The following is a 26,911-nucleotide window of genomic DNA, read 5'->3' as shown; positions in this document are numbered from 1 at the left end:
GTGTTCGGCGCGAACATCGACAACGACCCGCCGGTCGGGAGCGAGCACCGCGTGCAGTACGGCACCGCGATCCTCTCCCGCTACCCGATCACCGCGTCGGACAGCACCTGGCTGGTCAAGCCACCGGACCAGGAGCAGCGCGGACCGACCGGCTCCGGCAGACCGCCCAGGTCGTGGACCTGATCGGCGCGAGGAAGCCCGGGATCCTGGTGGGCGACTTCAACGCCCTGAATTGACGATGCGTCACACGCGTGCGCGACGGCTGTCGGGAATCGCTCTGCTGCCCCTGCTCGGTCTGGCCGTGGCCTGCTCCGAAGGCGGGACATCGGCCGGTGCGCCCGAGGTCTCGGAGCGGGAGCCGGCGGCGGAGGGCATGGCGGTCCGCTCGACGCCCCTCACCGCCGACGCGCTCGAGGCCGCCTTGCTCACCGAAGTGGAGGCGACGGGCTTCACCGTCACGGGCGGGGACGCCCGGGAGGGCGCGGCCACGCGTGATCTCGGCAAGGAGAGCTCCGAGCCGTCGCAGTGCCTGGCACTGCGACGCGTGCGCAGCGAGAACGTGCCGGATCGCGGTGAGTCGGCCATGGCCTATGCGGTCATGTACCTCGGCGACGACACCCTGTCGCCCAGGAAGACCGTGCTCACCAGCTTCCCGGCGGGCACCGCCCGCGCCCGCATGGCGGAGTTGCGCCGAGCTGTGGGCACCTGCGGCCGGTTCGACGTGAACGGCGCCTACGGGCCTTCGTCCGTCACGACCGAGACGCTCTCGGTCCCGCGTCTCGGCGAAGAGGCCGTGCGCTACCGCATGCTGAGCCGCATGGAGGTGGACCCGGGGAAAGCGGACCACTACGCCTACAGCCTGGTCACCGTCGTACGTGTGGGAGGCGTCATGGCCTCGGTCGAGACCGGTGCAGTCCTCGGGCCGCTCCCCTCCGGGCAACTGGAAGAGCTCACGCCGGAACCGGGACCGGACGAGCGGATGATCGCGGCGCTGGTGGAGAAGGTGAAGGAGGCCGGAGGGTCCTGACCGCGCTGGTCGCAGGCGACGTCCGGCAGTTCGGAGTTGACCGCGATCCCCGTGTCCTCGGTGAAGCGGTCCAGGGTCCGGCACAGGGTGGCCACCACGCAGCCGGGGGCCATACGCTCTGCGGGGCCGAACCGACGAGTGCGCGCGCCTCGGCGAGGTTCTGCGCCGTACTCGCCCACCGGCTTCCCTCGGTGGTCGCCTGGGCCGGCACCACGACCAGTGTCGCCGTGGCGGTCGCGACGCCCGCGCTCGCCGTCGCCGCGGCGCTCACCGCGGACCGGCCGCTGCTCGCTCTGGCAGGCGCCCTCTCGGCGGCCTCGCACGCCGTCGTGGTGTCCTCGGCCCGCGCCTGCCGCCGTTGCGCCGGCCTGACCGCGGTGTAGTGGTCTCACTGCTTGCCGGTGCCGACCGGGTCCACCACGACCCCGCCGTCGCCGTCGCCGTCGGCGCCGACCGGGAGGCGGAGGTCGACCGACAGCGCCTTGGAGTGCGTCTCGTCGGGCGGGGTGACCTCGATGGCGGTGACGTACACGCCCGAACCGCCGGTGTTGTTCGGCGGGTAGTGGAGGGTGAAGCGGGTGGTCTCGCCGTTGCCGAGGTCGACGACCGGCGCGTCGAGTTCGCTGCGCTCGGCGCTCAGGGGCCCGGAGGCGTCCTGGGACCTCAGGTCGACTCCGGGGAAGCCCTTGAGGGTGCAGGCGTCTCCGGTGTTCTTGAGGCTGACGAGGAGGTCGCCCTCGCCCATGCCGTGAGCGGTGCCGAATTCGAGGTTCGACGTCATGCAGGTACCGGTGGTGACCTGCCCGTTGCCGCTGCCCTGGGCGGACTCCGAGGCGGTGGCGTCGTGGCCGGAGGCCGCAGCGCTCTGGTCGGACGTGCCGCTGTCGCCGGAGGCCGCGGCCGAGGACGACGAGGAGGCCCCGGAGCCGCTCGTGTCCGCGGCCGAGTCCTCGTTCCCCTGGCAGGCGGTGAGCGAGAGGCCTGCGGCGAGGGCCAGGGCGGTGAGGGTGAGCTTCTTGACGCGCATCGTTTCGTCCTTCGTGGTCGGTTCCGTCCGCTCGGCGGGAGCGAGCGTTACTGATCATGAGGACCCGGTTCCGCCCGGGGTGCGTTCCGTCCGACCGCCCTCTCATACATGCCCGTTACATGCGAGTGCGGGGAGCAGGGGTGCCGTGGCAGCGCGCACGCCACCCGGGCCGGGGGCGGGGCCCTCGCTCCGCACTGCCCGTCAGGCCCGGAATTCAGGGCCTGGGCACCCCGGTGGGCAGTGGCCGTCGACCGCAGCCGCTCGCCGGATCCACCGGTTCCGGCAGGGTTCGGAACGGACCTCCCCGGCCCGCGCGGGCTGGGACAGGCCCGTGACCCGCCACCCCTTGAACATCATCGGCGGCACACTCTCTTCACCCGCCGCACACCGCTTCCGCCTTGCTCCGGGGAGAGCCCGTCGCCGTGCTCACCCCGCCGGAAATCCGCTTTCCGGCTCACCCGTCGAGGATTAGGGTGCGGGCAGCGAGTGCTCATGAGGAGTGGAGACATGCCCGGTCGTCCGAGCGCGCGTTGACGTCGGGGCCGTGACCGGCCCGTCATCGCGTGCTGCCCCTGAGGGTGCGGCAGAGCGAGCCTTCCCCTGCCCGGATCGCGGGCGCACCAGGTGTGCGCCGGGCGACGGGCCTCGCCGTCGGCAATCCGAGGGATCTCCGTGCCCTCCCCTTCCTCCGCTGTACCTGTGTCAGTTCGTCGTGTTCCGCGGGGCCTCTGGCGGGATCGTGAGTTCCGCAGATTCTGGGTGGGCCAGACGGCCTCCCAACTCGGGGAACAGACCGCTCTGACCGTCCTCCCGCTCTTCGCCGTCCTGACGCTGCACGCCGGCGCCGGCCAACTGGGCCTCCTCCGCGCGGTGGGGCAGGCACCCGTCCTGTTCCTCTCGCTGTTCGTCGGTGCCTGGGTGGACGGATGGAGGACGCGCACGGTGATGGTGGTGACGGACGCCGGCCGGACCCTGGTCCTGGGCGCCACCGCCGCGGCCGGCCTCCTCGGGCTGTTCGGCCTGCCCGCGCTGTTCGTGGCCACCTTCGCCGTCCGCCGGCCAGTTGGTGAATGTCACGGTCATGGCCGTGCGGCAGGCGGTCACTCCGGACGGGATGCAGGGCCGTGTGGCCGCGACGATCACGTTCGTCGGCATGGGGACGGCTCCGCTCGGCTCCCTGCTCGGCGGGCTCCTCGCGACGGAGTGGGGGCTGCGCACCAGCCTCCTGGTGGCGGCCGCGGCCATGATGGCGTCCCCGGTGGTGATGGCTCTGTCCCCGCTGGCGCGCCTGGGACGGGCGCTTCCGTCCGTGCGGGCCCTGCCGTCGGCGGCAGCTTCTTCCTGGACGACGCGGACCGGGAGCTGATCGAGCGGGCCCGCCCTGGGGTACGCGAGGGTCCCGACCACCAAACAGAGCCTGGAACACCGACTCGACGCACTCGAAGCTGCTGGCATCCCCGACGACCGGATCCACGTGGACAGGAAGAGCGGAGCCAGCGTCGTGCGCCCCGGCCCGGCCGACCTGCTCGCCTACGCCCGCAAGGGGACACCGTCGTCGTGCACACCCTCGACCGGATCGGCCGCAACCTGCGCGAAGTCCTCAACCTCGTCCACGACCTCGACAAGCAACAGATCGGCGTGCGATCCCTTGCAGACCCCTGCCGATCAACACCGCCGACGAAGGCATGGCCCGCATCGCCTTCCTCCTTCTGGCCCTGTTCGCCGAGATGGAACGCACCTTCACCGCCGAACGCGCCGCCCACGCCCGCACCGTCGCCGAAGCCGCCGCATCGGCCGACCGGACGCCCACCCCGCCGACAAGATCGAGTACGCGCGCCTGCTGAAAGCCCGGGGCGCCGCCTGCGGCGAGATCAGCGCCAAGACCGGCATCCCGAAGACCTCCCTGCACCGATGTCTGCAAGAGTGAACCGCGGCACCAGGGGGAGCCGTCACCGATCCCGCTCACGGCCCTTTCCAGGGATCCGAGCAGTGTTCTTGACCCTCACACCGTGTCAGGCGGTCAACTCGGAGACATCATGTTCACCATCGGAGACTTCGCCCGACATGGTCGCGTCTCGGTCCGGATGCTGCGTCATTACGACGCGACCGGCCTGCTGCGCCCGGCTCACGTCGACCCGACCACCGGCTACCGCTACTACACCGCCGCCCAGCTGGCCCGCCTCAACCGCGTCATCGCACTCAAGGACCTCGGCTTCACCCTCCAGAAGGTCCAGGCGATCCTGGACGAGAAGGTGACCACCGAGGAACTGCGCGCCATGCTCCGGCTGCGGCACGCCGAGCTGGAGGCGACGATGACAGCCGCAGCGGCCCGGCTGACCCAAGTCGAGGCGAGGCTCCGCTCGATCGAGAGCGAGGGGCAGATGCCCAGCAACGATGTCGTACTGAAGAGCCTGCCGAGCGTGCGTCTGGCCGAACTTACCGCAGTGGCACCAGACTTCGACACGATCGGCCCGGTCGTCGAGCCGCTTTACGGCGAGCTGTTCCGGCGTCTGGAGGCGGCAGGCATCGCCCCCTCCGGGCCCGGGGTCGCCTACTACGAGGACGCGCAGGACGGCGGGATCCTCATCCACGCGGGTGTCGAGGTCTCAGTGCCCCTCAGTGACCACGACGGGCTGCAGATCGTGGACCTGCCGCCCGTCGAGCAGGCGGCGACCGTCATGCACCGCGGCTCGATGGAGACCGTCCTGCCCACCGTTCAGACTCTTGGCCGCTGGATCGACGCCAACGGCTACCGCTCGGTCGGCCACCCCCGAGAGATCAACCTGGAATGCCCCGACAACCACGGCGAATGGGTCACCGAACTCCAAGAACCCGTGAACAAGGCCTGACACGAAGGGCTGACACGAAGAAGGGCCGGCCAGGCTCCCCTGGCCGGCCCCACTCAATCCGCCATCAGCGAGTGCGGACGACTTCGAAAGCTGACCGGAAGTTGTGCGACGGTGGCCACCGCTTCCCCCTTGGCACGGACAACAGGGCCGCTTCGCGCAGCGGCTTGTGGGCGTCGCCGCAGGTCGCGGTCAGCCGTGCCGCAGACAACAGGGCGATATCTGTGGAACGACGTCGGACCATGAGCCGGCACCCCGTCAGCCACCCACCAGGGACGACGAAGGCTTGGCGCCGGTCTTCGTTCGGATGTTCCTCAACCCCCGACGTGCGCGCGGCGACGTACGCGATTCCCCCGGGGCGGTGCGGTCACCGGTCACCCGCGGCCCGGAGGGGCGCCGGGCCGCGGCCGGGGTGCGGGTCAGTCCCGCGTCTTCTCCGTCAGCTTGTCCAGTTCGCGTATCGCCTGGCCGTGGGCGCTCATCCGGCGGGAGACCGTCCCGATGGTGAAGATCGATGCTCCGACGACCGAGACCGGTATGGAGACCCCGAGCACGGCGAGGGCCTCGGGCCAGTCGCGCTCCTCGGCGCAGGTCTCTCCCGATTCCCGCGTGTTGGCCGTACCCGCGTCCGTGAACAGGCGTGACTCACAGGTGGCGGGAGTGTCGTCGTCGGGCTCGCTCTCGGCCTGGTACGGCAGGATGAGCAGGACGGCGCACCAGATCCAGAACAGCCCGGCCAGGGACAGCAGGGCAAGTCCCCACTTGCGTGTCTTCTCGGCCTGGTAGCGGAAGTCGAGGTCGAAGTCGCGTGATCGCATAGCGGCCCAATCTAGCGGAGCGTGAGCGGAGCCTGCCGGGCCGGTCAGCGCCCCGCGCCCCGCAGCCACGCGTCCAGAGTGGCGAAGTCCGCTCCGGTCAGGCCCTGCCAGGCCTCGACGTGGTGGAGGAGGGCGCGCCCCGGGTGATGCGCCTCCACCCACGCGCGGTCGAAGTCCGTGATCTCGTCGTCGACCCAGGCGAACGGGCGTCCGGTGGCCCATCCGACGAGTCCGGAGGTCTTCCAGTGCAGCCCCTTCGGCTCCTCGGGGGCCGGGTCCGGCCAGTCGACCAGGGGAAGTCGGGGCAGTCCGAGCCACGGAGCGATGCAGTCGTTCGCCTCGGACATCCACGTCGTGGCCCACACCAGCTCGCAGGGCAGGGCCAGCAGGCGGGGGCCGTGGGCGGGATCGATCCTGGCGGTCAGCGGATTCGCCCAGGCCTCCTGGGGTGCGTGCCCACTCCCGTAGGTCGGATAACCGTCCGGGAGCTGCCGGCGGGTCGCGCCGAAGGGGAGGAGGGGCCCGTCGACATCGAGGAAGAGGAGGGGCAGCGCGGAACCGGTCACGCCTGCACGCTAGCGACGTCCGGCCCCCGGTGCACCGCGAAACCGCCGCCGCACGGCCGGGGCGCGGTGGCTCAGGCGGTCAGCCGCTCGACCGCGCGGTGGTCGGCCTCCACCGGTACGGCGTCACCGTCACTGTCGGACCGGCTGATCTCGGTCCACACCGCGTCGAGGGAGAGGCCGAGCACATCGGTGATCGCCGCGATGGTCGGGAAGGCCGGGGTGGCCACGCGGCCCGACTCGATCTTCCTGAGTGTCTCGGGGGAGACGCGGGCGGCGAGCGCGATCTCGAGCATCGAGCGATCGCCCCGTGCCCGGCGCAGGAGGACGCCGAGGCGGCGGCCGCGTGCGACCTCTGCGGGAGTGAGCGGCAGTCTGACCATGGCCCCGATTCTAGTACCGGTATAGTTTGACCGGTATAGTTGTTGGTTCAGTTGTTGGTTCCATGAGGAAAGTGGCACATGATCGAGATCCTGAATACCGCCCTGCTGGCCCGCGCGAAAGACACGGGCGCCCTGGTCGCAGAGATCCTGCAGACGCTGAAGGGTCGGGTCACGGTCGGCACGAGCCTCCTGGACATCGACCGGTGGACCAAGGCCATGATCACCGAGGCGGGGGCGCAGTCCTGCTACGTGGACTACGCGCCGTCCTTCGGGCGCGGCCCGTTCGGCCACTACATCTGCACGGCGGTCAACGACGCCGTGCTCCACGGGCTGCCCCACGAGTACGCGCTCGCCGACGGCGATCTGCTCACCCTCGACCTCGCCGTCTCCAAGCGCGGAATCGCCGCGGACTCCGCCATCAGCTTCGTCGTGGGCAGTGCGCGGCCCCCGGAGAGCGTCGCGATGATCGAGGCGACCGAACGCGCCCTGGCCGCGGGGATCGCCGCCGCCGGACCCGGAGCGCGTATCGGCGACATCTCCCACGCCATCGGCACGGTCCTCGGTCAGGCCGGGTACGAGATCAACACCGAATTCGGCGGGCACGGCATCGGGTCGACGATGCACCAGGACCCGCACGTCGCGAACACCGGACGTCCGGGCCGTGGATACACACTGCGCCCCGGCCTGCTGCTGGCGTTGGAGCCCTGGGTCATGGCGGACACCGCCAAGCTCGTCACCGACGCCGACGGCTGGACCCTCCGGAGCGCGACGGGCTGCCGGACGGCCCACAGTGAGCACACGATCGCCATCACCGAGGACGGAGCGGAGATCCTCACCTTGCCGAAGTCGGCGTAGCCGCAGGGGAGACCCCGCACCGTGCTTCCCGTTGCGGTGTGCGCGGGCGGCCTCCCGGTCGGCCGTTCTCGCGCGGAGAGCCCGGTTTCAGTTCTCGCGGATGCGCTGAGCCTCGGCCACGAGCCGGTCGGGCAGGTTCGGTCCCGCACACGCGTAGTCGATCAGCAGGTTCCGGTAGCCGGTGTCCGCGACCTCCGGCGCCAGGGCGATCAGGGCCCTCAGGTCGTCGGACGCTCCAAGACGGAGAGGGCTGCGGCCTGCACGTGAGCGTAACGGCGCGAGGCCTCTCGGATGGTCTCGGGGTTGGCGGTCATGTGGCCGGAGATGAGGTCCTCCGTGTAGATCAGATCCGGATCGTCGTCGAATCGGAGCATGTTGAACGACCCGGCCAGGCTTGAGTGTTCACCCGCGACGAAGGGCAGCACCTGGATCCGCATCCATCTGTGGGAGGTGAGATCCAACAGCCGCGCGAGTTGGTTTCGCATGACCTCGCGGCCCCCGACCGGCCGGTGCAGCACCGCCTCGTCCAGGATCGCCCAGGCCAGCGGCGGCTGTTCGCGCTGCAGGATGCGCTGGCGCTCCATCCTGGCCGCGACCAGGCCCTCCAGGTCATCGGGCATGCCGGTGGCCAGCACCGCCCGCGCGTACTCCTCCGTCTGCAGCAGCCCGTACACCAACTGCGCCTGCTACGTGGAGATGTACGTCGCCCGTGCCTCCGTCTCCGCGTACGGCTGGAACCACGTCGGCAGCTGGCTGCGCAGGACCAGGCCGACCAGCCGCGAGAACACCCCGTCCGTGCCGAGCGCGGCGTCCAGGCGTTCCGGGAAGTCGCGTCGGGACCTTCCGCGTCGTCTCGATCTGGCCGATCAGCGAGCCCGTGCAGAAGATGATCTCGCCGAGCTGTCCCTGCCGCAGGCCGTGGGCCTCCCACTGGCGGCGGAGCTCCCAGCGGTAGTAGTCCAACGGGGAAGCGCCGGGGTCGAGCGACTGCACGTTGGTCACGGCGGGGTGCCTCTCGCTTCAACGCCCGAGGGCGTTGGATTCAGGTCGTAGCCGAGAGTAGTCACCGCGCTGCACGCTGGTGGCATGACTCACGTATCCGACACCCGGACCGGTGACGCGGAGGAAGCGGGCTACCGCGCCGACCTGGCGAAAGGCGAGCACTCCGCGCGTCACCTGCGCCGCATCCTGCGGCTGTACCTCACCGGCTGGGGCCTGCTCGCCGTGGCCGACGCGGCGGAGCTCGCGCTGACCGAGCTGATCGCCAACGTCGTGCGGCACGCCCCCGGCCGTCGCTGCCAGACCCTGATCTATCTGCTCCCGGACCGGGGTGTGCGGGTCGAGGTCGCCGACGCGTCGCCCCGCCTGCCCCACGCGGTCGCGGGCGACGCGCTCGACGAAGGCGGGCGGGGGCTGCTGCTGGTGGACGCCGTCACCGACCGCTGGGGTGTCGAGGCGCGCGGCGGCGGCCGGGGGAAGACGGTCTGGTTCGAGTGCGGGCAGCGCTCTCAGCGGGAGGTGCCGAGCTCCGCCAGCACCGCGTCGGTGAACGGCGTCCAGACCTCGGACGCCCACGGGCCGAAGTCCCGGTCCGTCAGGGCGACGCAGGCCGCGCCCGCCGCCGGGTCGATCCAGAGGAACGTGCCGGACTGGCCGAAGTGGCCGAAGGTCGCGGGGGAGGAGGAATTCCCGGTCCAGTGCGGCGACTTGGAGTCGCGGATCTCGAAGCCGAGCCCCCAGTCGTTGGGGTTCTGATGGCCGTACCCGGGGAGTACGCCCTTGAGGCCCGGGTGGACCGCGGTCTGGGCCTCCAGGACCGTGCGCGGGTCCAGGAGCCGGGGGGCCTGCACCTCCGCCGCGAACCGCACCAGGTCGTCCACCGTCGAGACGCCGTCCTTGGCCGGTGAGCCCTCCAGGGTCGTCGACGTCATGCCCAGGGGCTCCAGGACCGCCTGGCGTGCGTACTCCGCGAAGGGGATCTCGGTGGCCTTCGCGATGTGGTCGCCGAGCACTTCGAAGCCCGCGTTGGAATACAGCCTGCGGGTGCCGGGGGGCGCCGTGATCCGGTGCTCGTCGAAGGCGAGACCGCTGGTGTGCGCGAGGAGGTGGCGGACGGTGGAGCCTTCGGGGCCCGCCGGCTCGTCCAGCTCGACGGCCCCCTCCTCGTAGGCCACCAGCGCCGCGTAGGCCGCGAGCGGCTTGGTCACCGAGGCCAGCGGGAAGCGGTGCGCGGTGGGACCATGGGCACCCAGGAGCGTGCCGTCCGAAGTGACGACGGCGGCTGCCGCGGTGGGTACGGGCCAGTTCTCGATCATCGCCAGGCTCTGCATGCGTACGAGCCTAACGAAAGCCCGTACGAGCTCGACCGGCGCCCGAATCCGAGATCGCCACCGGGATACGCTTGCTTGGAGTGCACTCCAAGGTTCTAGCGTGGAGGCATGACGGTGATGGAGAGCACGGAGAGCGTTACCGCACGGACCGAGACCTGCGCCTCGGCCCCGAAGGCGCACCCGCGCCCCGAGGGCCAGGACCGCTACACCATCAGCGAGGTCGTCGCCTTCAGCGGACTCACCGCCCACACGCTGCGCTGGTACGAGCGGATCGGGCTGATGCCGCACGTCGACCGCTCCCACACGGGCCAGCGCCGCTTCAGCAACCGCGACCTGGACTGGCTGGCCTTCGTCGGCAAGCTGCGGCTGACCGGGATGCCGGTCGCCGACATGGTCAGGTACGCCGAACTGCTCCGCGAGGGCGACCACACCTTCGCCGAACGGCAGGAACTGCTGGAGGCGACCCGGCGCGACGTGAGGACGCGGATCGCGGAGCTCCAGGGCACCCTCGCCGTACTCGACTTCAAGATCGACTTTTACAGCGGCGCCCGCACGGCGCCTGAAGGGGTCTGACGCACATGAGCGACACCACCAAGATCGCGACAGCACAGCTCGGCACCGGAGGCCCGCAGGTCGGCGTGCAGGGCCTCGGCTGCATGGGGATCAGCGAGTTCTACGGGGACACCGACGAGGCGGCGGCCCGCGACACCCTGGAGGCGGCCCTCGAAGCCGGCGTCACCCTCTTCGACACCGCCGACATCTACGGCCGGGGCGCCAACGAGACGTTCCTCGCGCCGTTCGTCGGGGCGCACCGGGACGAGATGGTGCTGGCGACGAAGTTCGCCGTAGAGCGCACCGACGACCCGCACTACCGGGGTGTCCGCAACGACGCCGCGTACATCCGGGAGGCCGTCGAGGCCAGCCTCCGGCGGCTGAACACCGACGTCATCGACCTGTACTACATGCACCGCCGCGACCCGCTCGTCCCCTTCTCCGAGTCCGTCGGCGCGATGGCGGAACTCGTCCAGCAGGGCAAGGTGAAGCAGCTCGGCCTGAGCGAGGTGACCGGGGACGAGCTCCGCGAGGCGCACGCCGTGCACCCGATCGCGGCCCTCCAGTCCGAGTGGTCGCTCTTCAGCCGGGACGTGGAGCGCAGCGCCGTGCCCGCGGCCGTCGAGCTCGGGGTGACGTTCGTGCCGTACTCGCCGCTCGGGCGCGGATTCCTGACCGGGTCCTTCGCGGACGCGGGCAAGGAGCTGGGACAGGACGACTTCCGCGCCCACCAGCCGCGTTTCACCGGCGAGAACGCGAAGACCAACGCCGCCCTGCTGGAGCCCGTGCACAAGATCGCCGCGGCTCACGGGGCGACGGCCGCACAGGTCGCCCTGGCCTGGGTGCAGCAGCGGGCGCAGGTGCACGGCCTGACCGTGGTGCCGATCCCCGGCACCCGTAAGCGGAGCCGTCTGCTGGAGAACGTCGGCGCGACCCGGCTGGTCCTCAGCGATCAGGAGCTGGAGCAGCTGGAGCCGATCGGGGCGCAGGTGGCGGGCGACCGCTACCCGGACATGAGCAGCACCTCGGCGGCGCGCGAGTAGAGGGGGCGCGGCGGGGAGCCCGCTCTCAGGCCGGCCGGAGCGCGAACACCGCGAACCCCGCCGCCAGCAGCCCGGCCGCTGCCCGGCGGGCGGTTCCGGCGCCACCGGCCGCCTCCCAGGGCGCCTCGAAGCGGCGGGCGTACCGCGCGATCAGCACCAGCAGCGCGGCGAACAGCGGCATCCAGGCGAGCCGGGCCAGGATCCAGCCGACGGTGTCCGGTGCCGTGGTCAGCCCGGGGACCGCGCCGGCGAAGGAGGCCGGGACGGCGGCCGCCAGCATCGCCGTCTGGTGCCAGCACAGGATGGTCATCGCCGACAGGTTGACCACCACGACGGGGGCCCACAGGGCGGGGCGGCGCAGGGCCCGGCCGATCCGGCCGTGCAGCAGGACCGCCGCACCGCTCTGCGCGGAGGCCAGGGCCAGGACCAGCAGCGACGGCGGGTGCGAGTTGGTGCGCGCCTCGCCCGGGACGCCGACCATCGACGCCGGGTAGTGGAAGGCGAGCAGCAGCACGGCGAACAGGGCCGTGCCGCCCACGAGCAGGAGCCCGGCACCTCTCCGGGAGAGGCGGCCCAGCCCCCAGGAGACACCGAGCTGATACGCGAACAGCCAGCCGGGCAGGATGTTCAGCACGGACAGCCAGGACGGCACGGCATCCGCGTACGGCCCGTAGCGCACCAGGTCGACCAGGGCGACCGAGCCGATCAGCGGGGCCGCCGCCCACATCCCGAGCCGCCCGGCCGCACGTACGCAGTACGGCGTGAGCGCCGTGACCACGGCGTACACCCCGACGAACCAGAGCGGCTGGATCACCAGCTTCGCTCCCGTGCGCAGGGTGTCCTCGGGCACACCGGCGGCGTACAGCACCGGGATCATCAGCGCCCACACGGCGGTCACACCGAGCACCGGCCTGCCGAGGCGGACGACCCGGCCGCGCAGCCAGGCCCCTGTGGTGGAGGGCCTTCGGTGGTAGGAGCGGACGGAGGCGTATCCCCCGACCAGGAAGAACACGCCCAGCATCTGGAGCACCCAGCTCACCGGGGAGAACACGGCGAACGCGGAGAGCGGGCTGGCGTTGTGCAGGGCGCCCTCCCCGCCCGTGGTGAATCCGCCGAGCAGCCAGTGACCGGTGGGGACGGCCAGCAGCGCCAGGGCACGCAGCCCGTCGACCGCGCGGTCCCGGTGGGCGGGGGTGCTCGCGTCGATGCGGGAGACCAGTCGGCGCACGCTCATCGGGAGGCCCCCTCGGCGATGGCCGCGAAGGCGCGGAGCGAGTCGGTGCCCGGAGCGAAGTAGCCGGTGTGGCCCTCGGCGTCCTGCGCCGGCACCCGGCGCGCCCCGAACTCCTCGCCGGCCGGGTCGGCGCCGTGGCCGAGTCCCGCCACCTCGACGTGCGGTACGCCGTCGATCCAGTCGGTGGCGTCCTTGGCCGCCCAGACCCGCGCCCGGGTGTGCAGACCGGAGACGTCGTCGGCGCGCATCCCGGGGGAGCCGAGCACGACCAGGTCCGTGGCGCCGAGCCCGGAGGCCGCCAGTCCGCACACCACGGAGCCGTAGCTGTGGCAGAACACGACGGGTGCGGGCAGCCCGTCGGCGGCCAGGCCCGCTGTGAACCGGGCCAGCCGCTCCGCCCCCGCCTCGGCCAGGGATCCGGTCGCCGCGTCCAGTCCGAGGCCGACCGGGGTCGTGTACCCGGCCCAGGCGATCACCGCGCTGCCCGCGCCCGTCTCGGCGTACAGCGACCTCGCCATGCCCGCCGGGGTGCCGTACACGTCGCCGCGCCGGTCGAAGGTCCCGGCGTCGATGTCCGACCCGGGCACGACGACCGACACATGACGTGCGGAGCGGAGATTCCCGAACACCTCGGCGACCTGCCCGCGCCCCCGAGGGTCGAACGCGAGGATCTGCCGGCCCGGCGCCGCGAGGGAGGCGTACCGGGGATCGTGGGAGGCCCGTAGCGCACGGGCGTTGGCGCGGTAGCGGAGCTCCAGCGGCACCCCGTCCAGATTGCCGACCACCGACGGGTGCCGCTCCAGCAGCTCCCGCTGCTGGGCACCGGTCAGCCCGCGGAAGAACCGCCGGACCTCGGCCGGGGACGCGCGGCCGGGGTCGGGCAGCTCCCTGCCCAGAGCCCCGTCGGCGCGCCACGACGCGCTGCCGGGTGGCGGACCGGTCACCGCCCGCTGGGTGTTCCCGGCCGCCCAGCCCGCCGTCCCCGCCACCACGGTGGTCGCCACTGCGACCGCGGCCAAGGTCCTCGCGAATCGGCGCATCGTGCCCTCCCCTTACGTCCGTCCACACCGTTCGGTGTGCAGGGGAGGAAGGTAGGAGGGCGACCGGTGACAGGGCGTCACCCCGCGGAGCCAACTCCCCTGTCGCACCGGGGTAGGGGGTGTACGGGGGGAAAGCCCTACCGCCGGCCGGGTGCCCGCCGTACGTCGCGGGGGAAGCGGTCACCCCGGGTGCCGGGACGGGGCGGCGGACGGCCACGGCGCTGCCGAGCGACTCACCGACTACGGCGAACGACTCCTGCCCCGACGCCCGTGCGGAGGCGAACAGTCGGTCGGCGAGTTCGTCCGGATCCAGGGGGCCGGAGGCCACGGGGCTGCGGCCCGTCCCCGGGTAGTGCGGCCCGATCAGGGTGTGGTCCCGGGCGAGATCGTCCAGGACGAGGCCGAAGTTGCCCTCGATGCCGCCGCCGGCACCGTGGGCGAGCAGCAGGGCGGGGCCGCTGCCCCTGGACGAGGACGTCGAGGCCGGAGTCGAGGGGCGCGTGTTCCGTGGTCATGCCGGTGAAGCCAAACCCTCACACCGGTGCCGGAGCCAAGCGTCCGGCGGGGCCAGGGCCTCAGGCCTCTCCCGGGGCCACCAGCCCCGACTCGTACGCGAAGATCACCGCCTGCGCCCGGTCCCGCAGGCCGAGCTTGGCCAGCACCCGGCCGATGTGCGTCTTCACCGTCTGTTCGGCCAGGACCAGCCGGGCCGCGATCTCCTGGTTCGACAGCCCCCGGGCGATCAGCTCCAGGACCTCCCTCTCACGCGGTGTCAGACCGTTCAGCCGCAGAGCCGGTCCGCCGGACGGCGCCGCCGGCCGCTGACGGGCGAAGTCCGCGATGAGCCGCCGCGTCACGGACGGCGCGAGCAGCGCGTCCCCGGCCGCCACGACCCGCACCGCCGAGATCAGGTCGCCCGGCGGGGCATCCTTCAGCAGGAACCCGGACGCCCCGGCGCGCAGCGCCTCGTAGACGTAGTCGTCGACGTCGAAGGTGGTGAGCATCAGCACCCGCGGCCGGTGGACCACCCCCACCGGCGGGTCCAACAGCTCGCGGGCGGCGGCCAGTCCGTCCATCTCCGGCATCCGGACATCCATCAGGACGACGTCCGGATGCGCCGCCCTGCTGACCTCGACGCCCTTGCGCCCGTCCGGTGCCTCGCCCACCACGTCGATGTCGCTCTGGGCGGCCAGCAGTGCGGCGAACCCGGCCCGCACCATGGCCTGGTCGTCGACGATGATCACGCGGATGGTCACAGATCCTCCGGATTCAGGGACGCCGAGGGCGGCTGCAGCGGGAGCCTCGCGGAGACCCGGAAACCCCCGTCCGGCAGCGGGCCGGTGTCGAGTGTGCCGCCGGTCAACCGTACGCGCTCCCGCATACCGACCAGCCCGTGTCCCGTCCCCGACGCCTCGAGCGGTGAACCCGGCCGGACCGCGGGGTCGTTGACCACCAGCACCGTCAGATGGCCGTCGAGCGCCGTCACCGACACCCGGGTCCGGGCACCCGGCGCGTGCCGCACCACGTTCGCCAGCGACTCCTGCACGATGCGGTACGCCGACAGATCCACCGTCGGCGGTACGCCGCCCCGCTCCACCGCCTCCCCCACGTCCCCCGCCAGCGACAGCTCGGCCGGGAGCCCCGCCCGCACCGTCGCCTCCACCAGCTGCTGCAGCCGGTCGAGACCGGGCTGCGGAGCCAGCTCCCCCCGGGTTCCGTCACTGCGCAGCACCGACAGCAGCCGGCGCATCTCGGCCAGCGACTCCCGGGCCCCCGCCGCGATCGCCGCAAACTCCGACCGCGCCTCCTCGGAGAGCCCGCCGATCCGGTACGGAGCCGAGTCGGCCTGCACGGTGATCACCGACATGTGGTGCGCGACCACGTCGTGGAGCTCCCGTGCGATCCGGGTGCGCTCCTCCAGCAACGTCCGCTGCGCCCGCTCCGCCTCGCTGATCGTCTCCTGCTCGACGAGCCGGCGCTGGGCCTCGCCCCGCTCCCGCACCGCCTGCCCGATCACCAGCACCAGCGCGCCGAGGACGACCAGCAGGAGTGCGCCGCCGCCGCTGCGCGCCGGCGCCACGAGGTGCAGGGCCAGACCGGCCGCGCCCGTCACCAGCCAGACGCCGATCACGGTCCTCCGGCTCTCGCGCAGACCGAGAGCGAGCAGCACGAAGAGATAGCCGACGATGACCGGCGGCGTCCACGGCCAGATGGTGCCCTGCGGCTGCTCGGCCGTACCGAGCAGGACCAGCGCACCCGCGACGTCGGCGGCGAAGACGATCCACCAGGCCTGCAGCGGCCGGTGCGCCAGCATCAGCAGGGGCGCGGCCTGGCCGACGGCCAGGGCGGCCGCGAGCCCGCCGGGCACCCCGTAGTCGTTGGCCAGGACCTGGATCGTGGTGGGGACGAAGACGGCGGTGAGCGCGAGCACGACGGCGTACGGCAGGAGCCGCAGCCAAAGCTTCGGGGACCCGGCGAACGGAGGGGCCGACGAGTGGGACGCGTGGGACAGCCCGTGGGCGAGCTCGCGCAGATTGCGGCGGGCGGCGCTCAGCAGACCGTCGGCGGGCGTGGGCGGCCCGGCGGGAGAGGTGGGCATGATCGGGTCAGCGTAGGCGCGGAGTGCGCCGGGTGGCGTCATACCCAGGGGTGGGCCGGCGGCCCTCCCGCCCGTACCCGGGCAGGGGACCGGAGGCTACGGCCGTCACCTCGGGCGTCCTCGAGCGGGCGGGTGCGCGGCGTGCGGTCCGGGCCCGGCCGCCGGAGACCTCACAGCTCGGCGAGCAGCTCCGCCTTCTTCGCGCTGTACTCGGCGTCGGTCACCAGGCCCGCCTGATGGAGATCGCCGAGGTGGCGTATCCGCTCGGCGATGTCCGCCGGGTCGCGCCGCGCACCGCCCACCGGGACGGGTGCGGTCGCGACGGGCACCGACTGGGTGCGGCGCACCGACTCCAGGACCCCTGCGGCGAAGGGAAGCGACTCGTGCACCGGGCCGTAGCCCAGACCGAACACGACGGCCGCCGGATCCTGGTCCGGCTGGACGCGCTCCACGACGGGGGAGCCCACCCCGGTGATCGGCTCCGCCCCGGGGCCGCCGGCCTCGGAGGCCGCCGCCGCGCCACGCGGCACCAGCCGGAGATAGCCCTCGAACGCCTCGGGCGAACGCCACTCGATCCCACCTAGCTCCGCCACGGGGAACGTCTGGTCACCGGCCTTCCACTTGGCGCTCGACGCCCCCGTCCAGAACCACCGGAAGGAGACCAGGGCCCCGTCGAAGCCCGCCCGGCCGTCGTACGCCTTGAAGTGCATGGGCGCCTCGGGGGCCGTCACCATGAACTGCTCCGCGGGCAGGCCGGCCTCAGGGCCGAGCAGGGCGCGGAGCTCGTCGGCGTAGTACTCGGCGAGCGTCTCGCGCTCTGCCGGCAGGACCAGGCGGTAGGGGTCGATGCCCTCCTTGAGCTGGCCGGCCGCAGCCGCCAGCAGCGGATCGGCACCGGGTCTCGGCACCGCGTGCAGGACCACCGTGCCCCGCTTGCCCGGGGTCAGCGTCACCGACGACAAGGCCGCGTACGGAATGCGGCGCTCACGCAGGCTCTGGAAGAGCCTCGGCGTGCGGATTCCCCGTTCGAAGCGGATGAGCACGGAGTCGGTGTCGAACTCCCAGGTGGCATGAATTCCGGCCAGCACATCACCCATGTGCCTCATCGTATGTGGCACAGGCCCGCACGTCCCCCTTCGGTACTGGCGAAATCGGGCAGGCCGTTCGCCGTTCTCTACGCGCGTCAGACGCCCTTCTACGCGCGTCAGGCCTCCTGTCCGCCGGAAATATCCCGGTGACACGCGGCGTCGGCACGTGCGCAACTGACCGAGTCGTAGGCGCCCACGCCGATCGCGGCGAAATTGCTGAGACTCTCGGTGCCCGGCTCGAAATAGCCGCTGTGACCGATCGCGCCGTTCGCCGACACGATCCGCGCGCCGAAGGCCGGGTCGACCGGGTCGGCACCGTGGCCGAGGCCGCCGACCTCCATGTTCGGCACGTCCTCGATCCAGTCGTCGCCGTCCCGCATCGCCCACACCCTGGCCCGGGTGTGCAGCGCCCCGGCGTTGTCCGCCCGCATCCCGGGACTGCCCGCGACCGCGATGTCGGACACCCTGGGCGGCAGGTCGTGCGCGGCCACACCGCAGAGCACGGAGCCGTAGCTGTGGCAGAACAGCGAGACGTCCGACGCGCCGGGGAGCGACTCCACGAGGGCGCTCAGCCGCACCGCCCCCTCCTTCGCGAGCCCGCCCAGCGCGGCGTCCATGCCGATCCCGGCGGGCGCGGTGTAGTCCGCCCACGCGATGACCGCCGTACGCGAACCGGGGCGCGCCGACCGCTCGGCGCCGTACAGCGACCGCGCCATGCCGACGGGCGCCGCGTTCGTCTTCGCGCCGGTGCGCTCCAGCGTCAGAAGGTTCGTGTCGACCCCGGGCACGACGACCGAGACCCGCTCGGCCCGGTCGAGGTCGCCGAAGACCTCGGCCGCCCGGCCGCGGCCCGACGGGTCGAAGGAGAGGATCTGCCGGTCACCGGCGAGCAGGGAGCGGAAGCGGTCCAGCCGGGCCGTGGCCTGATGGCGGCCGTCCGGGGAGAGCCGTGTGTCCTGTGTCCGCTGTTCCTCGGCCGTCTCCGCCTGCACCAGCGCATGCCGGTTGGCCCGGTAGCGCAAGGTGACCGGAGCCCCGTTCAGATTCCCCACCACCAGCGGGTACGTGTCGGCCAGTGCGACCTGCTGCCCCGCCGTGAGCGTGGCGAAGAAGTGGGCCAGCCGGTACGCCGGGGCGCCCACGTCGGGGAGGGCGTGGCCCGCTATGCGGTCCTTGGCCCATGAGGCGAGCGCGGTCTCGCGCGGTCCGGCGGCGTGCTGGTGACGCACGGCGGTCCAGCCGGTGGTCGCCAGCATCACGAACACGACCGCCACGGCGGCCAGCGCGCGCCCTGCGGTGAGAGTGGGGGAGGTGTCGAAGGAAGTCACTGCGCCCCACCCTAGGAGACGCGCCCGTGACGTCGTCGCAGGGGTGACACGGATCACCCACACGTGAGGAATTGATCCCTCCTCTCCTACGCTCCGTGTGTGCCCGGTTCACTCTCCGACGCGCCGGATGGCCGCCGGATGCGTGAAAAGGCCTGGGATGCGGAGCCGTTGTGAGTTCGGCCATGCGGTCGCGATGAGGGGTCCGGCACAACTGTGCGGTTCGCGTAAGGACATACGTCCGTGGCGCACCGCTCCCTGGGAGCGCAGGTCCGACCGCGATCGAGCCGCCGGCCGAGGCTTCCCGGCCCACTCGCTCCCGCCGTCCCGGCCCTGTCCGGTCGGTGGCGTGATCCCGGGGAGGGCGGCGAATCCGCCGTCTGAGGGCGCGGATCCGCTCCCCGGGCCAACTCTCACGCTCCGTGATCATTCGGCAGGTGGGCGTCCGGGGGTTCGGCCGCCCCCTCGCTGCCTTCGGTTTCTGCCTTCCGGCAGGTGTGCCGTCGTGTCGTCGGCCGGCCCCGTCCCGGCGATCACGGCCAGGGCTTCAGGAACGGCTCGGCACATCGCCCCTCTAGGGGGACGCGCCGGAGTGACGTTGACGGGGCTCCCTCACGGCCTCCCTCATGCCACCCGCCGGACGCAAATCAGCGGTTTCGCCCTGCGCCGCCACCCTGTGAGCTACGTGACAGTCAATGTCCGGTGAATTGGTTTGTCTCCTGGCAGTGGCCGCCATAATGTCCAGCGCATGACTAGTCAGACCAGTGTCGAGAAGGCACCGCGGGAGCCTGAGGACACCCCTGTTGCCGTACCGGTGAAGGGGCTGCGTGGCCACCCCTGGCTGACGCTCTTCGCCGTCGCCATCGGCGTGATGATGGTGGCGCTGGACGGCACGATCGTCGCGATCGCCAACCCCGCCATCCAGCAGGACCTCAAGGCCTCGCTCGCCGACGTCCAGTGGATCACCAACGGCTACATGCTCGCCCTCGCGGTCTCCCTGATCACCGCGGGCAAGCTCGGTGACCGCTTCGGCCACCGCCAGACCTTCCTGATAGGCATCGCCGGATTCGCCGCGGCCTCGGCGGCCATCGGCCTCTCCGGCAGCGTCACCCTGGTGATCCTCTTCCGCGTGCTCCAGGGCCTCTTCGGTGCCCTGCTGATGCCGGCGGCCCTCGGTCTGCTGCGCGCCACCTTCCCCGCCGAGAAGCTGAACATGGCGATCGGCATCTGGGGCATGGTCATCGGCGCCTCGACCGCCGGAGGCCCCATCCTCGGCGGTGTGCTCGTCGAGCACGTCAGCTGGCAGTCCGTCTTCTTCATCAACGTGCCGGTCGGTGTGATCGCGCTGGTCTTCGGTCTCGTGATCCTCAGGGACCACCGGGCGCTGAACGCACCGAGGTCCTTCGACATCGGCGGCATCGTCCTGCTGTCGCTGGCGATGTTCTGCCTCATCTGGTCCCTGATCAAGGGCTCCGAGTGGGGCTGGGGCGACCCGAAGACGCTGGGCTTCCTCCTGGCGTCCCTGGTGCTGTTCGGCCTGTTCGCGTTCGTCCAGACCCGCGTCCGCGAGCCGCTGATCCCGCTCGCCATGTTCCGCTCCGTGCCGCTGTCGGCCGGCGTGGTCCTGATGGTGCTGATGGCGTTCGCCTTCATGGGCGGCCTGTTCTTCGTCACCTTCTACCTGCAGAACGTCCACGGCATGAGCCCGGTCGACAGCGGGCTGCACCTGCTGCCGCTGACCGGAATGATGATCGTCGGTTCTCCGCTCGCCGGGGCCGCGATCACCAGGTTCGGGCCGCGCGTGCCGCTGGTCGGCGGCATGGTGTCCGTCGCCGTCGCCATGTTCGGGATGTCGCAGCTGACCGTCGGCACCGGCACGCTGATCATGTCGCTCTGGTTCGCACTGCTGGGATTCGGTCTCGCGCCGGTCATGGTCGGGGCCACCGAGGTCATCGTGGGCAACGCCCCGATGGAGCTCTCCGGTGTCGCCGGCGGGCTGCAGCAGTCCGCCATGCAGGTCGGCGGCAGCCTCGGCACCGCCGTCCTGGGCGCCATCATGGCGTCCCAGGTCGACGCGAAGCTCGGCGACAACTGGAAGGCCGCCGGCCTCCCGCCTGTCGACCCGGCCCAGCTCGACCAGGCATCCTCCGCCGTCAAGGTCGGCATGCCGCCGGTCGCCCCGGGCACCCCGCCCGAGGTCGCGGCGAAGATCGCGGGCGTCGCCCATGACACGTTCGTGTCGGGCATGAGCACCGCCTTCATGGTCGCGGGCATCGTCGCGGTGATGGCCGCCCTCGTCGCCACGCTCACCAAGCGCGGCACGAACGCCGAGGCCGGCATGGGAGCCGGGCACATCTGACCGTCCACGGCTCCTGACCCTCCCGGTGCCCTCCGGGAGCCCAGGACGTCAACACAGCGCACCCGACAGCCCCGCCGGACGGTTCCGGCGGGGCTGTCGCCTATCAGGGTGGTCCACCGCCCGACCCCTTCCCGGCCCGAACCCGCGCAGGTCAGAGTGCGGACATGGCGAGCCGCCCGGCTCGCTCGACCACGGGGGTTGATCCACCATGCGTACGACCGTTCTCGCCGCCACCCTGGCGGCCACCGCGCTCGTCCCGGCCACGGCCCTGTCCTCGGGCGCCGCACCCGCCGCCCACGACGGCACCACCGGGGCGGAGCGCTCGCGCCCCGCCCCGCAGGCCGCGCCGGCGGGGCTCGCGCCCTGCGGGGCGGGGCAGCTCTGCCTCTGGGCGAAGCCCGACTTCGCCGGGGCCGCGCAGGTCCATGAGCTGTCCACCGTCGACATCGAGAGCTGCGTCCCGCTGCCGTCGGGCAGCTCCGCCCAGGCCCTGGTGAACCGCACGGGCCGGCCCGTCACCACCTACCAGTCGGCCGAGTGCGCCGAGACCGGGGAGTTCGAGACGTATCCGGGCGGCGGCACCTGGGTGCCGCGGTCGCCGTATACGGTCAGGGCCTTCAAGATCTGGGAGAACTGAGCCGACGGCGCCTTCGAGGTCCGGGCCCAGGGGCGGCGGGCTCACGCGGGGACGCCGAAGGGTGGCGGATTCGCGCGGGGACGCCGAAGGGCGGCGGATTCGCGCGGGGACGCCGAAGGGCGGCGGGCCCAGGGGTCCGCCGCCCTTCTTCCGGAACTCGCGTTCCTTACGCGTCACCGCCGGCCGGGCCGGGGCCCGCGGCGGCCACGTCCAGCAGCTCGTAACGGTCGAGCGCCGTCTTCAGCGCCGAACGGTCGATCTTGCCTTCCTTCGCCAGCTCGGTCAGCACCGCCAGCACGATCGACTGCGCGTCGATGTGGAAGAAGCGGCGAGCCGCACCCCGGGTGTCGGCGAAGCCGAAGCCGTCCGCACCCAGCGACTGGTAGGCGCCCGGTACCCAGCGCGCGATCTGGTCCGGCACGGAACGCATCCAGTCCGACACCGCCACGAACGGGCCCTCGGAGCCGGAGAGCTTCTGCGTCACGTACGGGACGCGCTGCTCCTCCTCCGGGTGGAGCAGGTTGTGGCGCTCCACCTCGACGGCCTCGCGGCGCAGCTCGTTCCAGGAGGTCGCCGACCAGACGTCCGCCTTCACGTCCCACTCGTCGGCGAGGATCCGCTGGGCCTCCACCGCCCACGGGACCGCCACACCGGAGGCCATGATCTGGGCCGGGATCCGGCCCTTCTCGCCGGCGCTGTAGCGGTGCACGCCCTTGAGGATGCCCTCGACGTCCACGTCGGCGGGCTCCGCCGGGTGCTGGATCGGCTCGTTGTAGACGGTGAGGTAGTAGAAGACGTCCTCGTTCTCGTCGGGGGACCCGCCGTACATCCTGCGCAGACCGTCCTTGACGATGTGCGCGATCTCGTAACCGAACGCCGGGTCGTAGGAGACGCAGGCCGGGTTCGTCGAGGCGAGGAGCTGCGAGTGGCCGTCCGCGTGCTGGAGGCCCTCGCCGGTCAGCGTCGTACGCCCGGCGGTCGCGCCCAGGACGAAACCGCGGGAGAGCTGGTCGGCCATCTGCCAGAACTGGTCGCCGGTGCGCTGGAAACCGAACATCGAGTAGAAGACGTACACCGGGATCAGCGGCTCGCCGTGCGTGGCGTACGCCGAACCCGCGGCGATCAGCGAGGCCGTGCAGCCCGCCTCGGAGATGCCGTCGTGCAGCATCTGGCCGGTCGGCGACTCCTTGTACGCGAGGAGCAGCTCACGGTCCACGGCCTCGTACTGCTGGCCGAGCGGGTTGTAGATCTTCGCGCTCGGGAAGAACGCGTCCATCCCGAAGGTGCGGTACTCATCGGGGGCGATCAGCACGAAACGCTTGCCGATCTCCTTGTCCCGCATGAGATCCTTGAGGACGCGGACGAACGCCATGGTCGTGGCGATCGACTGCTGGCCCGAACCCTTCTTCGCGGTCGCGTACGCCTTCTCGTCAGGGAGGGGCAGCGGCTTCGCACGCACCACGCGGGTCGGGACGTAGCCGCCCAGACCCTGGCGGCGGTCGTGCATGTACTGGATCTCCTCCGAGTCGCGGCCCGGGTGGTAGTACGGCGGGTTGCCGTCCTCCAGCTGCTTGTCCGCGATCGGGATGTGCAGGCGGTCACGGAAGCGCTTGAGGTCGTCCGCCGTGAGCTTCTTCATCTGGTGGGTGGCGTTGCGGCCCTCGAAGTTCGGCCCGAGCGTCCAGCCCTTGACCGTCTGCGCGAGGATCACCGTCGGCTGGCCCTTGTGTGCCTTGGCCGCCGCGTACGCCGCGTAGACCTTGCGGTGGTCGTGGCCGCCGCGGCCCAGGTGCAGGATCTGGTCGTCGGACATGTCCTTGACCATGTCGCGCAGGCGCGGGTCGTCACCGAAGAAGTGGTCCCGGATGTACGCCCCGGTCTCGGTGGCGTACGTCTGGAACTGACCGTCCGGCGTGGTGTTCAGCTTGTTGACCAGGATGCCCGTGCGGTCCTGCGCGAGCAGCGGGTCCCAGGTCCGGTCCCAGACCAGCTTGATGACGTTCCAGCCGGCACCGCGGAACTGGGACTCCAGCTCCTGGATGATCTTGCCGTTGCCGCGGACCGGTCCGTCCAGGCGCTGCAGGTTGCAGTTGACCACGAAGGTGAGGTTGTCCAGGCCCTCGCGTGCGGCGATGGAGAGCTGGCCGAGCGACTCGGGCTCGTCCATCTCGCCGTCGCCGAGATAGGCCCAGACGTGCGACGTGGAGGTGTCGGCGATGCCGCGGGCCTCCATGTAGCGGTTCATCCGCGCCTGGTAGATCGCACCGAGCGGGCCGAGGCCCATCGAGACGGTCGGGAACTCCCAGAAGTCCGGCATCGACCGCGGGTGAGGATAGCTGGACAGTGCGTGCCCGGCCTTCGACTTCTCCTGACGGAATCCGTCGAGCTGCGCCTCGCTCAGCCGGTCGAGCAGGAAGGCGCGGGCGTAGATGCCCGGGGACGCGTGCCCCTGGAAGAAGATCTGGTCACCACCCAGACCGTCGTCCTTGCCACGGAAGAAGTGGTTGAAGCCCACGTCGTACAGCGAGGCGGAGGAGGCGAAGGTGGCGATGTGGCCGCCGACGCCGATCCCGGGGCGCTGGGCGCGGGAGACCATCACCGCGGCGTTCCACCGGGTCGCGTTGAGGACCTTGCGCTCGATCTCCTCGTCGCCGGGGAAGAACGGCTCGTCCTTCGTGGCGATCGTGTTGACGTAGTCGGTGCTGCGCATCTCGGGCACGGCCACGCGCTTCTCGCGCGCCCGCTCGATGAGCCGGAGCATCAGGTAGCGGGCCCGCTCACGGCCACGCTCGTCGACGGCGGCGTCGAGGGAGTCCAGCCATTCCTGGGTCTCTTCTGGATCGAAGTCCGGGACCTGGCTCGGAAGGCCGCCAATGATGATCGGGTTGCGATCGGATCCGGAAGCCACGCTGTTCCTTCGCTGTTCGGTGGTGCACTTCGGGGCCTGGTTGCGGGCAACGTACCCCCGGGTGGCTGCTCTGCGCCGCCTCCATCGTGTACCGCGAGAGTCGCGACCGTCATCTCTACTGTGAGGTAACACGAGGTTCCCGGACGCCGTGTCCGGGCACGAGTACCAGCAGCGCGAGGGCGGTCCTGCCCAAACCGCAACCATACGCCCAACCCGGCCAAGCGTTCCCAAAGCCCGTTCGAATCCGAATGGCGGAGCGAAACGGCATAAGCTGAGGAAGGACGTAAAGGGTCCGGACACCATTTCCGGCCCCGCGGGAGACATGCCGGACGTTGCGGTGACGTGGCAGGGAACGTCACCGTTTAGGCGGTCTCGGACGCCGGGTACTTGCGCGATTCGCCGAGCCCGTGTGGACTACGGCCAACGCCCCGCGCACGCGCGTGGCTGAAGCATTTTCCGAAACATGATCAGGAGGCAACCCGTGAGCGCGACCGCGGACCACGCGGAGGAACGGACCAACACGGCCGCAAGGCTTGGGTTCGAACCCGGACAGGTGGTCCAGGAGATCGGCTACGACGACGACGTCGAGCAGGAGCTCCGTGAGGGCATTGAGGCCACAATCGGCCAGGATCTCGTCGACGAGGAGTACGACGACGTCGCTGACGTCGTCCTGCTCTGGTTCCGCGACGAGGACGGCGACCTTACGGACGCGCTGGTGGATGCCATTGGTCTGATCGAGGACGGTGGGGCGGTCTGGCTGCTGACGCCCAAGACCGGCCGCGACGGATACGTCGAGCCGAGCGACATCAACGAGGCTGCCCAGACAGCTGGTCTCGCCCAGACCAAGAGCATCAGCGCGGGCAAGGACTGGACGGGCAGCCGTCTGGTCACCCCCAAGGGGGCCCCGGCCAAGCGCTGAGAGCTCCTTCATCACCCGAGGGGCCCCCGGACGGCATCACGCCGCCGGGGGCCTTCTCACGTGCCCCCGCGGGCCTGCCCGGGGTTCGTGGGGGACGCTGCGTAGGGTGGGTGTCACCCGGACGGCCCAGGCCGGGACGTGCGACGTTTGCGAAGGGATGCGTTTTACATGGCGATCGAGGTCGGCACGAAGGCTCCGGATTTTGAGCTGAAGGACAACCACGGGCGGACCGTGAGGCTCTCCGACTTCCAGGGTTCCGACGGCGCCAAGAACGTGGTGCTGCTCTTCTACCCCTTCGCCTTCACCGGTGTCTGCACGGGCGAGCTGTGCGCGCTCCGCGACGAGCTCCCGAAGTTCGAGAACGACGACACGCAGCTGCTCGCCGTCTCCAACGACTCGATCCACACCCTGCGCGTCTTCGCCGAGCAGGAGGGCCTCGAGTACCCGCTGCTCTCGGACTTCTGGCCGCACGGCGAGACCTCGCGGGCGTACGGCGTCTTCGACGAGGACAAGGGCTGCGCGGTGCGCGGCACCTTCGTCATCGACAAGGAGGGCGTGGTCCGCTGGTCCGTGGTCAACGGCCTGCCGGACGCGCGTGACCTGAACGACTACATCAAGGCGCTCGACTCGATCTGATCCGGCCGGTCCGAGGAGGTCCCCGGGGGCCGCCGTACCGGTTCCGGGGTCCGCGATGTGCGGGATCCCGGGGTTTGTGACACGGCGTATCCGGGGATCTCCTGGCGGCGACCGGCCAAAAGCCTGTTTTGGCCGGGAACCGGTCACTAGGATCCAATCGTTGATCCGATGCCACAGCACGACGGGGGCGCCGGCGTCTGCCGGCCCTCTCAAAACGTTTGGAGGACTCGTGGGAGTCAGCCTCAGCAAGGGCGGCAACGTCTCGCTGACCAAGGCCGCGCCGAACCTGACCGCGGTCATCGTCGGTCTGGGCTGGGATGCCCGTACGACCACCGGCGGTGACTTCGACCTCGACGCCAGCGCGCTGCTGACGAACGCCGAGGGCAAGGTCGGCAGCGACGGGAATTTCGTCTTCTTCAACAACCTCAAGAGCCCCGACGGCTCGGTCGAGCACACCGGTGACAACCTCACCGGTGAGGGCGAGGGCGACGACGAGGTCATCAAGGTCAACCTGGCCGGTATCCCGGCCGACGTCGACAAGATCGTCTTCCCGGTCTCGATCTACGAGGCCGAGAGCCGGCAGCAGAGCTTCGGCCAGGTGCGCAACGCGTACATCCGCGTGGTGAACCAGGCGGACAACAGCGAGCTCGCGCGCTACGACCTGAGCGAGGACGCCTCGACGGAGACCGCCATGGTCTTCGGCGAGCTCTACCGCAACGGCG

Annotated in this window: 25 protein-coding genes and 5 pseudogenes; 16 read left to right on the top strand and 14 right to left on the bottom strand. The window is 71.3% G+C overall.

Annotated elements, in window-relative coordinates; genetic code table 11:
- The 3 genes from B9S57_RS36135 (at position 1) to B9S57_RS33620 (ending at position 1,410) form a co-directional block, all read left to right on the top strand.
- Positions 1-183 carry a hypothetical protein gene (locus B9S57_RS36135; protein WP_258036751.1) on the top strand — a complete coding sequence of 61 codons (183 nt, stop codon included), beginning with the start codon at positions 1-3 and terminating at the stop codon, positions 181-183.
- A gap of 55 nt (positions 184-238) precedes the next feature.
- Positions 239-1,027, top strand: a complete 789-nt coding sequence (locus B9S57_RS33625) for a hypothetical protein (RefSeq protein WP_103760935.1) — start codon at positions 239-241, stop codon at positions 1,025-1,027.
- A gap of 191 nt (positions 1,028-1,218) precedes the next feature.
- On the top strand, positions 1,219-1,410 hold the full coding sequence (locus tag B9S57_RS33620) for a hypothetical protein (protein ID WP_181011566.1): 192 nt from the start codon (positions 1,219-1,221) through the stop codon (positions 1,408-1,410).
- A gap of 5 nt (positions 1,411-1,415) precedes the next feature.
- On the opposite strand, the gene B9S57_RS33615 is transcribed toward B9S57_RS33620, so the two are convergent.
- The gene (locus B9S57_RS33615) at positions 1,416-2,054 is read right to left on the bottom strand and encodes a DUF4232 domain-containing protein (protein ID WP_103760934.1); all 639 of its coding nucleotides are present in this window, start codon (positions 2,052-2,054) and stop codon (positions 1,416-1,418) included.
- A 672-nt stretch (positions 2,055-2,726) separates the two neighbouring features.
- On the opposite strand from B9S57_RS33615, the pseudogene B9S57_RS33610 reads away from it, so the two are divergent.
- From B9S57_RS33610 to B9S57_RS33600, 4 genes and pseudogenes are all read left to right on the top strand, one after another.
- A pseudogene (locus B9S57_RS33610) lies at positions 2,727-3,420 on the top strand (MFS transporter).
- A 15-nt stretch (positions 3,421-3,435) separates the two neighbouring features.
- Positions 3,436-3,707 (top strand): annotated as a pseudogene (locus tag B9S57_RS36600) (recombinase family protein); the annotation flags it as partial.
- Positions 3,708-3,739: 32 nt separating this feature from the next.
- Positions 3,740-3,898, top strand: a complete 159-nt coding sequence (locus tag B9S57_RS35060) for a hypothetical protein (protein ID WP_219818608.1) — start codon at positions 3,740-3,742, stop codon at positions 3,896-3,898.
- 192 nt (positions 3,899-4,090) lie between these two features.
- Positions 4,091-4,903, top strand: coding sequence for a MerR family transcriptional regulator (locus tag B9S57_RS33600; RefSeq protein WP_103760933.1), 813 nt, complete (start codon positions 4,091-4,093; stop codon positions 4,901-4,903).
- A gap of 416 nt (positions 4,904-5,319) precedes the next feature.
- On the opposite strand, the gene B9S57_RS33595 is transcribed toward B9S57_RS33600, so the two are convergent.
- The 3 genes from B9S57_RS33595 to B9S57_RS33585 form a co-directional block, all read right to left on the bottom strand.
- Positions 5,320-5,718, bottom strand: a complete 399-nt coding sequence (locus B9S57_RS33595) for a hypothetical protein (protein ID WP_103760932.1) — start codon at positions 5,716-5,718, stop codon at positions 5,320-5,322.
- Positions 5,719-5,762: 44 nt separating this feature from the next.
- Complete coding sequence (locus B9S57_RS33590) at positions 5,763-6,284, bottom strand: hypothetical protein (protein WP_103760931.1); 522 nt, start codon at positions 6,282-6,284, stop codon at positions 5,763-5,765.
- A gap of 71 nt (positions 6,285-6,355) precedes the next feature.
- A complete protein-coding gene (locus tag B9S57_RS33585) occupies positions 6,356-6,664 on the bottom strand; it encodes a helix-turn-helix domain-containing protein (RefSeq protein WP_103760930.1) in 309 nt (102 codons plus the stop codon).
- Positions 6,665-6,742: 78 nt separating this feature from the next.
- Between B9S57_RS33585 and map the strand changes: the two genes are divergently transcribed.
- Positions 6,743-7,519, top strand: a complete 777-nt coding sequence (gene map / locus B9S57_RS33580; RefSeq protein ID WP_103760929.1) for a type I methionyl aminopeptidase — start codon at positions 6,743-6,745, stop codon at positions 7,517-7,519.
- A gap of 218 nt (positions 7,520-7,737) precedes the next feature.
- Here map and B9S57_RS33575 read toward each other — a convergent pair.
- Positions 7,738-8,521: pseudogene (locus tag B9S57_RS33575) on the bottom strand (helix-turn-helix domain-containing protein).
- 84 nt (positions 8,522-8,605) lie between these two features.
- Between B9S57_RS33575 and B9S57_RS33570 the strand changes: the two are divergent.
- A pseudogene (locus tag B9S57_RS33570) lies at positions 8,606-9,016 on the top strand (ATP-binding protein); the annotation flags it as partial.
- Between the two features lie 11 nt (positions 9,017-9,027).
- On the opposite strand, the gene B9S57_RS33565 reads toward B9S57_RS33570, so the two are convergent.
- A complete protein-coding gene (locus B9S57_RS33565; protein ID WP_103760928.1) occupies positions 9,028-9,849 on the bottom strand; it encodes a serine hydrolase in 822 nt (273 codons plus the stop codon).
- Between the two features lie 108 nt (positions 9,850-9,957).
- On the opposite strand from B9S57_RS33565, the gene B9S57_RS33560 reads away from it, so the two are divergent.
- Both B9S57_RS33560 and B9S57_RS33555 read left to right on the top strand, forming a co-directional pair.
- Positions 9,958-10,422 (top strand): MerR family transcriptional regulator, encoded by a 465-nt coding sequence (locus B9S57_RS33560; RefSeq protein WP_103760927.1) that lies wholly within the window; start codon positions 9,958-9,960, stop codon positions 10,420-10,422.
- 5 nt (positions 10,423-10,427) lie between these two features.
- On the top strand, positions 10,428-11,444 hold the full coding sequence (locus B9S57_RS33555) for an aldo/keto reductase (RefSeq protein ID WP_103760926.1): 1,017 nt from the start codon (positions 10,428-10,430) through the stop codon (positions 11,442-11,444).
- Positions 11,445-11,469: 25 nt separating this feature from the next.
- On the opposite strand, the gene B9S57_RS33550 is transcribed toward B9S57_RS33555, so the two are convergent.
- From B9S57_RS33550 to B9S57_RS33525, 7 genes and pseudogenes are all read right to left on the bottom strand, one after another.
- A complete protein-coding gene (locus B9S57_RS33550; RefSeq protein WP_103760925.1) occupies positions 11,470-12,678 on the bottom strand; it encodes an acyltransferase in 1,209 nt (402 codons plus the stop codon).
- Complete coding sequence (locus B9S57_RS33545; protein WP_103760924.1) at positions 12,675-13,718, bottom strand: alpha/beta hydrolase; 1,044 nt, start codon at positions 13,716-13,718, stop codon at positions 12,675-12,677. The genes B9S57_RS33550 and B9S57_RS33545 overlap by 4 nt, the downstream gene beginning before the upstream one ends.
- A 223-nt stretch (positions 13,719-13,941) precedes the next feature.
- Positions 13,942-14,163, bottom strand: a pseudogene (locus B9S57_RS36595) (alpha/beta fold hydrolase); the annotation flags it as partial.
- Positions 14,164-14,293: 130 nt separating this feature from the next.
- The gene (locus tag B9S57_RS33540) at positions 14,294-14,974 is read right to left on the bottom strand and encodes a response regulator transcription factor (RefSeq protein ID WP_103760923.1); all 681 of its coding nucleotides are present in this window, start codon (positions 14,972-14,974) and stop codon (positions 14,294-14,296) included.
- Positions 14,971-16,317 carry a sensor histidine kinase gene (locus B9S57_RS33535; protein WP_181011565.1) on the bottom strand — a complete coding sequence of 449 codons (1,347 nt, stop codon included), beginning with the start codon at positions 16,315-16,317 and terminating at the stop codon, positions 14,971-14,973. Before B9S57_RS33535 ends, B9S57_RS33540 begins: the two co-directional genes overlap by 4 nt.
- Positions 16,318-16,487: 170 nt before the next feature.
- The gene (locus tag B9S57_RS33530; protein ID WP_103760921.1) at positions 16,488-17,414 is read right to left on the bottom strand and encodes a DUF4429 domain-containing protein; all 927 of its coding nucleotides are present in this window, start codon (positions 17,412-17,414) and stop codon (positions 16,488-16,490) included.
- A gap of 107 nt (positions 17,415-17,521) precedes the next feature.
- Positions 17,522-18,733: an alpha/beta hydrolase gene (locus B9S57_RS33525; RefSeq protein ID WP_103760920.1), complete on the bottom strand. Its 1,212-nt coding sequence runs from the start codon at positions 18,731-18,733 to the stop codon at positions 17,522-17,524.
- A gap of 745 nt (positions 18,734-19,478) precedes the next feature.
- On the opposite strand from B9S57_RS33525, the gene B9S57_RS33520 reads away from it, so the two are divergent.
- Complete coding sequence (locus tag B9S57_RS33520) at positions 19,479-21,089, top strand: MFS transporter (protein ID WP_103760919.1); 1,611 nt, start codon at positions 19,479-19,481, stop codon at positions 21,087-21,089.
- Between the two features lie 208 nt (positions 21,090-21,297).
- Positions 21,298-21,726, top strand: coding sequence for a peptidase inhibitor family I36 protein (locus tag B9S57_RS33515; RefSeq protein ID WP_103760918.1), 429 nt, complete (start codon positions 21,298-21,300; stop codon positions 21,724-21,726).
- 166 nt (positions 21,727-21,892) lie between these two features.
- Here B9S57_RS33515 and aceE read toward each other — a convergent pair whose 3' ends face one another.
- Positions 21,893-24,634 carry a pyruvate dehydrogenase (acetyl-transferring), homodimeric type gene (aceE, locus tag B9S57_RS33510; protein ID WP_103760917.1) on the bottom strand — a complete coding sequence of 914 codons (2,742 nt, stop codon included), beginning with the start codon at positions 24,632-24,634 and terminating at the stop codon, positions 21,893-21,895.
- Positions 24,635-25,115: 481 nt separating this feature from the next.
- Here aceE and B9S57_RS33505 point away from each other — a divergent pair, with 481 nt between their 5' ends.
- The 3 genes from B9S57_RS33505 to B9S57_RS33495 all read left to right on the top strand — a co-directional run.
- Entirely contained in the window at positions 25,116-25,553 is a 438-nt protein-coding gene (locus B9S57_RS33505; protein WP_103760916.1) for a DUF3052 domain-containing protein, read from the top strand.
- Positions 25,554-25,721: 168 nt separating this feature from the next.
- Positions 25,722-26,189, top strand: a complete 468-nt coding sequence (locus B9S57_RS33500) for a peroxiredoxin (RefSeq protein WP_103760915.1) — start codon at positions 25,722-25,724, stop codon at positions 26,187-26,189.
- A gap of 229 nt (positions 26,190-26,418) precedes the next feature.
- Positions 26,419-26,911: TerD family protein (locus B9S57_RS33495; protein WP_103760914.1), on the top strand; the 493-nt coding region annotated here is incomplete at its 3' end.

Source organism: Streptomyces sp. SM10, assembly GCF_002910915.1.
In the GTDB taxonomy this organism is placed as follows: Bacteria; Actinomycetota; Actinomycetes; order Streptomycetales; family Streptomycetaceae; genus Streptomyces.
Note: the sequence above shows the minus strand (reverse complement) of the source record. Positions and strands in the feature narration are given on the sequence as shown.